At 68.6% G+C, this 10,668-nt stretch carries 12 protein-coding genes; 5 read left to right on the top strand and 7 right to left on the bottom strand.

From position 1 onward, the window contains the following. From AC27VN_RS20210 to flhD, 6 genes are all read right to left on the bottom strand, one after another. On the bottom strand, positions 1-910 hold a 910-nt coding region (locus tag AC27VN_RS20210), incomplete at its 3' end, for an FHIPEP family type III secretion protein (RefSeq protein ID WP_490877660.1). Then, positions 907-2,085, bottom strand: a complete 1,179-nt coding sequence (locus tag AC27VN_RS20205; RefSeq protein ID WP_490877659.1) for an EscU/YscU/HrcU family type III secretion system export apparatus switch protein — start codon at positions 2,083-2,085, stop codon at positions 907-909. The genes AC27VN_RS20210 and AC27VN_RS20205, both read right to left, overlap by 4 nt. Positions 2,086-2,100: 15 nt before the next feature. Beyond that, entirely contained in the window at positions 2,101-3,120 is a 1,020-nt protein-coding gene (gene motB, locus AC27VN_RS20200; RefSeq protein ID WP_296787775.1) for a flagellar motor protein MotB, read from the bottom strand. 25 nt (positions 3,121-3,145) lie between these two features. Next, the gene (motA, locus tag AC27VN_RS20195; RefSeq protein ID WP_093341666.1) at positions 3,146-4,003 is read right to left on the bottom strand and encodes a flagellar motor stator protein MotA; all 858 of its coding nucleotides are present in this window, start codon (positions 4,001-4,003) and stop codon (positions 3,146-3,148) included. Positions 4,004-4,106: 103 nt separating this feature from the next. Then, on the bottom strand, positions 4,107-4,646 hold the full coding sequence (gene flhC / locus AC27VN_RS20190) for a flagellar transcriptional regulator FlhC (RefSeq protein ID WP_093341667.1): 540 nt from the start codon (positions 4,644-4,646) through the stop codon (positions 4,107-4,109). 29 nt (positions 4,647-4,675) lie between these two features. Continuing rightward, positions 4,676-5,008 (bottom strand): flagellar transcriptional regulator FlhD, encoded by a 333-nt coding sequence (flhD, locus tag AC27VN_RS20185; RefSeq protein ID WP_057591771.1) that lies wholly within the window; start codon positions 5,006-5,008, stop codon positions 4,676-4,678. Between the two features lie 623 nt (positions 5,009-5,631). On the opposite strand from flhD, the gene AC27VN_RS20180 reads away from it, so the two are divergent. The 4 genes from AC27VN_RS20180 to AC27VN_RS20165 all read left to right on the top strand — a co-directional run bounded on the left by AC27VN_RS20180 (position 5,632) and on the right by AC27VN_RS20165 (position 9,205). Next, positions 5,632-6,795: a flagellin gene (locus AC27VN_RS20180; protein WP_296787776.1), complete on the top strand. Its 1,164-nt coding sequence runs from the start codon at positions 5,632-5,634 to the stop codon at positions 6,793-6,795. A gap of 127 nt (positions 6,796-6,922) precedes the next feature. Next, the gene (gene fliD / locus AC27VN_RS20175) at positions 6,923-8,371 is read left to right on the top strand and encodes a flagellar filament capping protein FliD (RefSeq protein ID WP_490877658.1); all 1,449 of its coding nucleotides are present in this window, start codon (positions 6,923-6,925) and stop codon (positions 8,369-8,371) included. 98 nt (positions 8,372-8,469) lie between these two features. Next, positions 8,470-8,886, top strand: coding sequence for a flagellar export chaperone FliS (fliS, locus tag AC27VN_RS20170; protein ID WP_490877657.1), 417 nt, complete (start codon positions 8,470-8,472; stop codon positions 8,884-8,886). A 19-nt stretch (positions 8,887-8,905) separates the two neighbouring features. Then, positions 8,906-9,205 (top strand): flagellar protein FliT, encoded by a 300-nt coding sequence (locus tag AC27VN_RS20165; RefSeq protein ID WP_093341673.1) that lies wholly within the window; start codon positions 8,906-8,908, stop codon positions 9,203-9,205. A gap of 73 nt (positions 9,206-9,278) precedes the next feature. On the opposite strand, the gene fliE is transcribed toward AC27VN_RS20165, so the two are convergent. Next, positions 9,279-9,596, bottom strand: coding sequence for a flagellar hook-basal body complex protein FliE (gene fliE / locus AC27VN_RS20160; protein ID WP_093341675.1), 318 nt, complete (start codon positions 9,594-9,596; stop codon positions 9,279-9,281). Between the two features lie 158 nt (positions 9,597-9,754). Here fliE and fliF point away from each other — a divergent pair. Further along, positions 9,755-10,668, top strand: a 914-nt coding sequence (fliF, locus tag AC27VN_RS20155) for a flagellar basal-body MS-ring/collar protein FliF (protein WP_490877656.1), incomplete at its 3' end; no start/stop codon positions are given.

The following is a 10,668-nucleotide window of genomic DNA, read 5'->3' as shown; positions in this document are numbered from 1 at the left end:
GGATCACGCCCAGCAGGCCCAGGATGCCGGCCGTGAGGCCGAGCACGCGCGGCGAGGTCAGCAGCTGGTCGACGATCTGGCGGCCCACGTCGTCCTCGCGGCCCACGCGCGAGATCACCATCGCCGCGGCGACCGAGATCAGCAGGCCCGGCACCTGCGCCACCAGCGCGTCGCCGACCGCGAGCAGCACGTAGGTGTCGGCCGCCTTGCCTGCGGAGAGGCCGTGCTGCAGCACGCCGATGGCGAAGCCGCCGACGATGCTGATCACCAGGATCAGGATGCCGGCGATGGCATCGCCGCGCACGAACTTGGAGGCACCATCCATCGAGCCGAAGAAGTTCGCTTCCTCCGACACCTCGGCGCGGCGGCGGCGGGCCTCCTTCTCGTCGATCACGCCGGCGTTGAGGTCGGCGTCGACCGCCATCTGCTTGCCGGGCATGGCGTCGAGCGTGAAGCGCGCCGACACCTCGGCGATGCGCTCGGCGCCCTTGGTGACCACCACGAAGTTGATCACCACCAGGATCGCGAACACGATCAGGCCGACCGCGAAGTTGCCGCCGATCAGGAAGTGGCCGAAGGATTCGATCACCGCGCCCGCGGCGCCCGGGCCGGTGTGGCCCTCGAGCAGCACCACGCGCGTGGAGGCCACGTTGAGCGACAGCCGCATCAGCGTGGTCAAGAGCAGCACCGAGGGAAAGGCCGCGAAGTCGAGCGGGCGCACCATGTAGGCCGCCACCATCATCACCATCAGCGCGACCGCGATGTTGAGCGTGAAGAAGCCGTCGAGCAGCCAGGGCGGGATCGGCAGCACCATCAGCGCGAGGATGGCCACCACCAGCAGCGGCGCGGCCGCGCGCTGGAACATGCCGCCGCGCTCGCCGAGCCACTGGCGCAGGGCGAGCGGGTTCATGGGCGCACTCCGGTGACCGTTTCGGCGGCGGTGGTTGCCGCCGGCTTGCGGTGCGGATCGAGCTCGGGCGCGACGTAGGGATCGGGCACGCCCTGCGGCATCGGGCCCTCGCCGCGCAGCGCGGCCTTCAGGCGGTAGACATAGGCCAGCACCTGGGCCACGGCGGTGAACAGGCTCGAGGGAATGGGCTGGTCGATCTCGGCATGGGCGAACAGCGCGCGCGCGAGCATCGGCGACTGCACCACCGGGATGCCGTTGGCATTGGCGATCTCGCGGATCTTCATCGCGAGCAGGTCGGCGCCCTTGGCCACCACCTGCGGCGCGTTCATGGTGGCCTCGTCGTAGCGCAGCGCCACCGCGTAGTGGGTCGGGTTCATCAGCACGAAGTCGGCGCGCGGCACGGCCGTGATGCTGGCGCGCTGCGAGATCGCGCGCGCCGCGCTGCGCTGGCGGCCCTTGGTATGCGGGTCACCGTCGGATTCCTTGTGCTCCTGCTTGAGCTCCTGGTGCGACATCTTGAGCTTCGACAGATGGAAGAAGCGCTGCAGCGGCACGTCGATCACCGCGGTGGCGAACACCACCAGCAGCAGCAGGCCCACGCCGGTGGCGAGCCAGTCGCCGAGCGCGCGCAGCGCCGAGGGCGAGGGCTGCAGCACCACGCGCACCACCTCGCCGATCGAGCCGGCCACGTAGTACCAGCCGATGGCGCCGAGGATGGCCGACAGCAGCACCAGCTTGGTCACCTGCGCGACCTGCTGGCGGCTGAACAGGTTGCCCAGGCCCTTGAACGGGCTCAGGCGCGAGAGGTCGGGCGTGATCGCCTTGGTGCTCGAGACCCAGCCGCCGACCGCGAGGCTGCCCGCGACCGCCGCGCTCAGCACGATGGCCGCGAACACCACGCAGGCCACCAGGCCCAGGCCGGCGAAGGTCGACAGCCGCGACAGCATGTCGGCCGGGTCCTGCACGCTGGCCGCGTTGAAGACCAGTGCCTGCGCGAGCGTGGCGCGCAGCTGCTCGAAGGCGGTGGGCGCCAGCAGCAGCAGCGCGACCGCGCCGGTGCCCATCACCGCGAGGTGCGACAGGTCCTTCGAGCGCGGCACCTGGCCGTCGCGGCGCGCCTGGTCGATCTTGCGCTGCGAGGCGGGGAGCTGGCGGTCCTGGCTGTTCGATTCCATGGCGGTGGCGCTCGCTCAGGGCTGGGCGCGGCCCGGGGTGGCGGCGGGCGCCGCACCGGCGGGCGCGGCCGGCGCATCGGCGCCCTCGGGCTTCTTCTGTTCCTTGGCGAGCTCGGTGGCGATGGCCTTGACCGCGTCGTTGCCCTCCAGGCGCGCGTTGCCGAACAGGCGCGACTCGGCGTCGCGCGTCAGCACCACGATGCTGATGCGGCGGTTCAGCGGCGCCAGCGCGTTCTTCTTGTCGAGCAGGTCGCTGGCGGCCAGGCCGACCACGCGCACCAGCTTGTCGTCGGGCATGCCGGCAGCCACCAGCTCGCGCCGCGAGGCATTGGCGCGGTCGGCCGACAGCTCCCAGTTGCCGTAGCCGCGGTCGCCGTTGCCGTAGGGCGCGGCGTCGGTGTGGCCGGCCAGGCTCACGCGGTTCTCGATGTCGTTGAGCGCGCTGCCCACCGCGCGCAGGATGTCGTGCATGTAGGGCTTCACGATCGCGCTGCCGGTGTCGAACATCGGGCGGTTCTGCGCGTCGACGATCTGGATCTCGAGGCCGTCGGAGGTCACCTCGAGCTTGATCTGCGAGCGGAACTCGCGCAGCTTGGGGTTGGCGTTGATCATCTCCTCGATGCGCGCGCGCAGGGCGGCCATGCGGCGCGCGTCCTGGCGCGCCTGCTCGAGCTTGAGGCTGTTGTCCTGGCCGATCTTCTTCGGGTCCATGGTGCTGCCGTCGGTGCGGCGCACCTCGCCGGTGGTGCGCGTGAGGTCGCGCCCGCCGCCGGGCACCACGCTCGAGGCGCTGCCCGCGCCCGAGCCGCCGGCCATCTCGACCTTCATCGGCGAGTTGAAGTAGGAGGCGATGCCCTGCAGGTCGCCCTTGGCGGTCGAGCCCAGCAGCCACATCAGGAGGAAGAAGGCCATCATGGCCGTCACGAAGTCGGCGTAGGCGATCTTCCAGGCGCCGCCGTGGTGCGCATGCGTGGTCTTCTTCACCCGCTTGATGATGATCGGCTGGAGCTTGCGGGTCCCGGGCGTGGTGGCCATGGCGTTGCCTCTTGCGCTGGGCGCTCTACTTCTTCTTCACGTGGCTCTCGAGCTCGACGAAGCTCGGCCGGTCGGTCGAGAACAGCACCTTGCGGCCGAACTCGATCGCGGTCGTGGGGTTGTAGCCCTGCATGCTGGCCAGCAGGGTGGTCTTGATGCACTGCAGTTCCTTGGTGCCTTCCTCGGCCTTCTGCTCGAGCAGGCCGCCCAGCGGCTCGACGATGGCGTAGGCCAGCAGGATGCCCAGGAAGGTGCCGACCAGCGCCGAGCCGATCATGGCGCCGAGCACCGCCGGCGGCTGGCCGACCGAGCCCATGGTGTTCACCACGCCCAGCACCGCGGCCACGATGCCGAAGGCCGGCAGGCCGCCGGCCAGCCGCGCGATGGCCGCCACGGGTGCGTGCGATTCCTGGTGGTGGGTCTCGATCTCGCTGTCCATCAGCGACTCGATCTCGTGGCTGTTGAGGTTGCCCGAGGCCATCATGCGCAGGTAGTCGGTGGTGAACTCGACCACGTGGTGGTCCTTGGCCACGTTCGGGTGCTTCTGGAACAGCGGCGAATCCTGCGGCGCCTCGATGTCCTTCTCGATCGACATCAGGCCTTCCTTGCGCGCCTTCTGCAGGATGTCGTAGAGCAGCGCCATCAGCTCGAGGTAGCGCGCCTTGGTGTACTTGGAACCCTTGAGCGCGGTCGGCAGCGCCTTCAGCGTGGCCATCAGCACCTTGCGCTGGTTGTTCACCACGAAGGCGCCGAGCGCGCCGCCGCCGATCACCATCAGCTCGATCGGCAGCGCATGCAGCACCACCCCGATGTTGCCGCCATGGATGATGTAGCCGCCGAAGATGCAGCCCAGCGCGACGAGGTAACCGAGGATGACGGACATGGGGCGATACGAGTTCCTGGAGCCCCTATTGGGCCTCGGAGCCGCCGCCCGCATTCCATGAAAAAAGGGCCCTGCAGGGGCCCTTATCTTCTGTTTGCCGCGCTCACTGCAGCTGGATGCCGCCCGCGCCCGCACCCTTGCCGGCGCGCGCCGGCGGTTCGCACAGGCCGCAGACGAAGTGCTGCGCGTTCTCGTAGGGCTCGGTCACGAAGTGGCCGCCGCAGCGCGAGCAGGGCGTCATGGCGAGCATCTGGTTCTCCATGAAGCGCACCAGCCGCCAGGCGCGCGTGATCGACAGCTGCGGCTCCAGGCCGCAGGCACCGGTCTGCTCGGTGTACAGGCCGTAGGCCTTGATCAGCGCGTCGACCGGCTCGAGCTCGCTGGTCTTGTGGAGGTAGGTGTAGATGTTGTGGAACAGCGAGGCGTGGATGTTCGGCTGCCAGGTCAGGAACCAGTCGGTCGAGAAGGGCAGCTGGCCCTTCGACGGCGACTTGCCCGCGACTTCCTTGTAGAGGCGCAGCAGCCGCTCGTACGACAGCTCGGTCTCGCTCTCCAGCACCTGCAGGCGGGCGCCCATCTCGATCAGATGGACCGCGCGCTCGATCTGCCGGGACTCGCCCAGCACGCTCTTCGGATTGGCCATGCCTTGTCAGCTCGCGAACGCGCGGCGCCTCAGTACGAGGTTTCCGCGAAGCGGCTCGACATGACGATGTTGGCGTGCAGCTTCAGCGTCTCGTCGTTGGCCGTGCGGGTGCGCACGTTGTGGTTGGTGAGCAGTCCCCAGACCATGTCGTCGGTCGCGCGGAAGCGGCACAGCAGCATGTTGCTGGAGGCCAGCTTCATGATCTGCGCCGGCGACAGCGTGTCGATGAGGTCCGCGGATTCCTCGGAAATGCCCAGCCGGAACAGGGCCTGTGCCTTGTCTTCCCGGATGAGGCTCTGGGCCAGCATCAGGTAGGTGAGGTTGGCTTCCTTGATCTCGGCGAGCAACTGTTCATTGGTCATGAGTGCCTCCTCCTAGGCGGGCAAAAGTGCCCTTGTCGACCGTGTACTTTCAGTTTAATCACAAATGTCAGCTTCAGTAAACATTTGTTAAAAATGTACCTGAGTAGGCGGGTTCCTACAAAAAAACTTCGACCCGAAGGCAGCCGATGGTAAGCGCTTGCAACCATCGCGCCCCAAGAATGTGATTTTGTTGGCTGAAATGAATACTAAGGGATGCGCGATGAAAGACTTATTTCGACACTACTAGATAAATCTATCGAAAGCCAGACATCCATGGCTTCCGTCTCGCGCTTTACAAGCTGTTAACGAGTGTGACCTGTCGTGGTGCACAGACCACGAAATCCCGTGGGGGCGAAGTTGTCTTGCGTGGTGGGGAAGCTACGTGTTTCCGTGGGGGTAACACGCGGAACATGGTGGCCCCGGCAGCGCAATCGCTGTGGCACCCGTCTGCATCCGCTCGGAAATCTTGAGGGTGCGATCGCAAAAATAAATCGCTAAAGAGCCGGCCGGGACCCACCGAAAACCAGTGCAACGGGCCTTGCACCAGGGTTCGTCAGGCAGCCAGCGCTTCGCTGGCGCGACTTTGGCAGCGATGCCCGACTTATCAGTTTGAAGGAGCTCTCATGGCCTCGATCATCAACACCAACATCAGTTCGCTCACCGCGCAGCGCAACCTCTCGGGCAGCCAATCCTCGCTGGCCACCTCGATGCAGCGCCTGTCCTCGGGCCTGCGCATCAACAGCGCCAAGGACGACGCCGCCGGCCTCGCGATCTCCGAGCGCATGACGGCCCAGATCCGCGGCCTGACGCAAGCCGGCCGCAACGCCAACGACGGCATCTCGCTGGCGCAGACGGCCGAAGGCGCGCTGAGCACCATCGGCAACAACCTGCAGCGCATCCGCGAACTGGCCGTGCAGTCGCGCAACGCCACCAACTCGACCGAGGATCGCGCCTCGCTGCAGAAGGAAGTCACGCAGCTCAAGAGCGAAATCGACCGCGTCGCCAAGCAGACCTCGTTCAACGGCACCAAGCTGCTCGACGGCAGCTTCAACGCCCAGTCGTTCCAGGTCGGCGCCAACCAGGGCGAGACCATCTCGATCGACTCGATCGCCAACGCCAGCATCAACTCGCTGGGCAGCTGGAACAGCGTCGACACCTACTCGGCCACGGTGGCCGGCACGGCGCCCGCGGGCTTCGGCGGCATCACCGCCAACGCCTTCACGATCAACGGCGTGGGCATCGGCGCGGTCAATGCCGGCACCGACGCGGCCACGCAGGGCGCCAACGTGGCGGCCGCCATCAACAAGAAGTCCAGCGAGACCGGCGTGGTCGCGACGGCCGCCGCCAGCGGCGCCATCACGCTGACCTCGAGCGGCAGCAACGCCATCAACATCGGCGGCACGCTGACCAACACCGGCCTGACCGCCGGCCAGACGGCCGCGACCGTCACCGCCGCGGGCAGCGCGCAGACCGGCTTCAACAACCTGACGGTCGACACGGTGGACGGCGCCGACAACGCGATCCTCGCGATGGACGCCGCGCTGAAGGCCGTGAACTCCTCGCGCGCCGACCTCGGCGCGATCCAGAACCGCTTCGAATCGGTGGTCTCGAACCTCTCGACCTCGGCCGAGAACCTGACCGCTTCGCGCAGCCGCATCCAGGACGCCGACTTCGCGGCCGAAACCGCCAACCTGTCGCGCGCCCAGGTGCTGCAGCAGGCCGGCACGGCGATGGTGGCCCAGGCCAACCAGCTGCCGCAGACGGTGCTGTCGCTGCTGCGCGGCTAAGGCTGGAACAGGGGGCCGAAGGCCGGCCTCCTGCACGCTTCATCGCGGGGCGGCGAACGGACAATTCCGTTCGCCGCCCCGCGTTTTTTTCCGTGGGCGCAGGCGATTCCAGCATCGGAGAAACGACATGGCCACCATCACATCGACCGGCATCGGCAGCCAGCTCGACGTCGAATCCATCATCACGCAGCTGATGGCGATCGAGAAGAAGCCGCTGACCGCGCTGCAGGGCACGGCGTCCACGCTCGACAACAAGATCTCGGCCTTCGGCACGCTGAAGTCGCAACTCTCGGCGCTGTCCGACGCGGCCACCAAGCTGGCGGCCGCCGCGACCTGGAACGCGAAGACCGCCTCGAGCTCGAACGCCACCGCGCTGAGCGCGAGCGTGACCAAGGCCGGCGACGCCGTGGCCAGCAGCTTCACCATGCAGGTGTCGCAGCTCGCGCGGGCCCAGGCCGTGTCCTCGGGCGCGGTGGCCACGGGCACCGGCTTCGGCCTCGGCACGCTGAGCATCCAGCTCGGCGACTGGAACGACACCGACGCGGGCGGCCCGAACTTCGCGGCCGGCGACAAGCCGGCGATCGACATCAGCGTGAACGAGGGCGACAGCCTCTCGGCCATCGCGGCCAAGATCAACGCCGCCGGCGCGGGCGTCAGCGCCACCGTGCTCAAGGACCTCTCGGGCGAGCGGCTGATGCTGCGCTCGGGCGCCACCGGCGAGGCCGCGGGCTTTCGCGTCACCGCGGCGCCCGTGGGCTCGGGCGACGGCGCCGACCTCGGCCTGCTGGCCTTCGACGGCACGGGGCAGGGCATGGGGGCGAACCCCGTGCAGTACGCGCGCAATGCCGAGGCCACCATCAACGGCGTGGCGATCCGCTCGGACAGCAACGTGCTGGCCGACACCGTGCCGGGCCTGAGCCTCACGCTGTCGCAGGTGACGACGGCGCCGGTCGAGGTCGCCGTGGCCACCGACACCTCGGGCCTGCGCAGCACGATCCAGGCCTTCGTGACGGCCTACAACACGATGAACCAGACGCTGAACTCGGCCACCGCCTACGACGCGGCGAGCAAGACCGCGGCGCTGCTGCAGGGCGACTCCACCGCCGTGAGCCTGCAGAACGCGCTGCGCAGCCTGGTCGGCGCGCCCTCGGGCGGCGGTGCGATCCAGCGCCTGAGCGACCTCGGCATCACGGTCGCCAAGGACGGCGCGGGCAACCTCGCGCTCGACACCGCCAAGCTCGACACGGCGCTCAAGAACCCGGCCGCCGTGCAGCAGTTCTTCGCCGCGCCGCAGAACACCGTGGACTCCAGCGCCACCGGCTTCGCCACGCGGCTGTCGGCCTTCACCCAGGCGGCCGTGGCCACCGACGGCACGCTCGACACCCGCACCCAGTCGCTCAAGGCCCAGCGCAAGGACAACGACAAGAGCCAGGACAACCTCAACGACCGGCTGACCCTGACCGAGAAGCGGCTGCGCGCGCAGTACACGGCGCTGGACACCAAGATGGCCTCGCTGACCGCGCTCAACACCTACATCTCCCAGCAGGTGGCGCAGTGGAACAAGTCCACCAGCTGAGGCGCGCAATCGGGCGCGCGCGCCGGGCCCGCGGGCCTCAACTTCCGCACCGGAATGCCGATAAAGAAGGCATAGACACCGGAACAGGAAGCCGCACCATGTACACCTCGCCCGCAGCCCGCGCCGCCCAGGCCTACTCCAGAGTGGGCGCCGAATCGGGCGTGGACGCCTCGACGTCCCCGCACCGGCTCATCGAACTGCTGTTCGACGGCCTGCTGCAGTCGATCCACGCCGCCAGCGGCGCGCTGGCGCGCGGCGACATCGCGCTCAAGGGCCAGCAGATCATGCGGGCGGTGCGATTCCTCGAGGAGGGCCTCAAGGGTGGGCTCGACGAGGCCCGGGGTGGAGAACTCGCGGTTACACTCCGCGCGTTGTACGACTATTGCATCAACCGCCTGACGGTCGCCAACCTCCGCAACGACGGGGCGGCCCTGGCGGAAGTGGCCTCGCTGATCGCACCGGTCGCACAGAGCTGGAAACAGATCGGGCCCTCCCAGCCCGCGCAGGCCGCCTGAGGCGTCCTTGGAGTCCTTCATGCAAGAGCGACTGCTCGACTACTACAAAGCGATCGAAGCCGCGAGCAAGCAGATGCTCGAGGCCGCCCGCATGGAAGACTGGGAAGGCGTGGTGCGCTGCGAAGGCGCCTGCGCCGTGCTGATCGAGCAGTTGCGCTTCAAGGCCACCACCCTCGAGCTGCCGCGCACCGACCGCGCCGAGAAGACCCGCGTGATGCAGCGCATCCTGCGCAACGATGCCGAGATCCGGCTGCTGGCCGAGCCGTGGATCGCCGACCTCGACCACCTGTTCGATTCGCGGCTGCAGCTGATCCACTGAAGAAGAAGGACCGACACCGCCGGCAAGGCGGTGGCTCGGTCCGGCAAGACGGACGGGCAGGGCGCCCGTCGCCTCACACCTGCATGTTCATGATGTCGCTGTAGGCCTGCACCATGCGGTTGCGCACGTGCATCGTGGCCTGGAAGCCGATCTGCGCCTTCTGGATCGCGACCATGGTCTGCTCCAGGCTGACGTTCGGGTTCTCGAGCTGAACCTCGCGCTGCAGCGCGCCGGCCTGGTTCTGGGCCGCGCTCACCGACTGCAGTGCACCCGAGAGCGCCCCGGCGAAGCCGCCGCCGCTGCCCTCGGCGGCCGAGGGCGCGGTGCGCGCCGTGCGCGCGAAAGCCTGCGCCGGGGTGGGCGAAGTCAACGGTGCGAGTCGGAGGTCCATGGGCACCGATGCTACGGGCGCCCGGCCGCCCGCGATCGCGGGGAAATGGGCAGGAAAGCAGCCCTTTATCGGGCTTATGTGGGACGGGGCCGGCCCGAATAATCGCAGCGAGCACGAAGCGCCTTCCGCGCCGTGCGAACACCCGCACCGCCGAGCCCATGTCCACCGCCGTCGCCGAACTTCCCGCCGCCCAGCCCGCGTCCCTTGCCGCCCCGGCCTGGCAGGGCCGCCTCGCGTCGCTCGACCGGCGCCAGCGCCTGCGGCTGGCGATCGGCGCCGCGCTGCTGGTGGCGCTGGCCGTGGCCGCCATCGTGATGGGCCGCCAGGCCGACTGGCGCGTGCTCTACGCCAACCTCGGCGACAAGGACGGCGGCGCGATCGTCGCCCAGCTCGCCCAGATGAACGTGCCCTACAAGTACACCGAGGGCGGCGGTGCCGTGATGGTGCCGGCCGACAAGGTGCACGACGTGCGCCTGCGCCTGGCCTCGCTGGGCCTGCCCAAGGGCTCGGTGGCCGGCTTCGAGCTGATGGAGAACAACCGCTTCGGCATGACCCAGTTCCAGGAGAAGCTGAGCTTCCAGCGCGGCCTCGAGGGCGAGCTCACGCGCTCGATCCAGGGCCTGGCCTCGGTGCAGAGCGCGCGCGTGCACCTGGCGCTGCCGAACCAGAACGGCTTCTTCCGCGAGCAGCAGAAGCCCTCGGCCTCGGTGCTGCTGACCCTGCACCCGGGCCGCACGCTCGAGCGCAACCAGATCGCGGGCATCGTGCACCTGGTGGCTTCCAGCGTGCCCGAGCTCGCGCCCTCGGCCGTGAGCGTGGTCGACGACAGCGGCAAGCTGCTGTCGCAGACCGGCGATGGCGCTACCGGCGGCGCGGGTGCCGGCGAGGGCCAGCAGCTGCAATACGTGCAGCAGATCGAGCAGCAGTACATGCGCCGCATCCTCGACATCCTCGAGCCGGTGGTGGGGCGCCAGAACGTGAAGGCGCAGGTCACGGCCGACGTGGACTTCTCGCAGAGCGAGGCGACCATGGAGGAGCACCGCCCGAACCAGGCGGCCGAGGCCGGCGCCGT

The sequence above is a fragment of the Variovorax sp. 20P10.2.4 genome (genome assembly GCF_058244205.1).
Note: the sequence above shows the minus strand (reverse complement) of the source record. Positions and strands in the feature narration are given on the sequence as shown.

Bases quoted from the DNA above. Each gene is read 5' to 3' on its own strand.
- AC27VN_RS20205 (WP_490877659.1), bottom strand. From the start codon at position 2,085: ATGGAATCGAACAGCCAGGACCGCCAGCTCCCCGCCTCGCAGCGCAAG.
- flhD (WP_057591771.1), bottom strand. From the start codon at position 5,008: ATGACCAATGAACAGTTGCTCGCCGAGATCAAGGAAGCCAACCTCACC.
- motA (WP_093341666.1), bottom strand. From the start codon at position 4,003: ATGTCCGTCATCCTCGGTTACCTCGTCGCGCTGGGCTGCATCTTCGGC.
- fliS (WP_490877657.1), top strand. From the start codon at position 8,470: ATGTACACCTCGCCCGCAGCCCGCGCCGCCCAGGCCTACTCCAGAGTG.
- fliE (WP_093341675.1), bottom strand. From the start codon at position 9,596: ATGGACCTCCGACTCGCACCGTTGACTTCGCCCACCCCGGCGCAGGCT.
- motB (WP_296787775.1), bottom strand. From the start codon at position 3,120: ATGGCCACCACGCCCGGGACCCGCAAGCTCCAGCCGATCATCATCAAG.
- AC27VN_RS20180 (WP_296787776.1), top strand. From the start codon at position 5,632: ATGGCCTCGATCATCAACACCAACATCAGTTCGCTCACCGCGCAGCGC.
- AC27VN_RS20165 (WP_093341673.1), top strand. From the start codon at position 8,906: ATGCAAGAGCGACTGCTCGACTACTACAAAGCGATCGAAGCCGCGAGC.
- fliD (WP_490877658.1), top strand. From the start codon at position 6,923: ATGGCCACCATCACATCGACCGGCATCGGCAGCCAGCTCGACGTCGAA.
- flhC (WP_093341667.1), bottom strand. From the start codon at position 4,646: ATGGCCAATCCGAAGAGCGTGCTGGGCGAGTCCCGGCAGATCGAGCGC.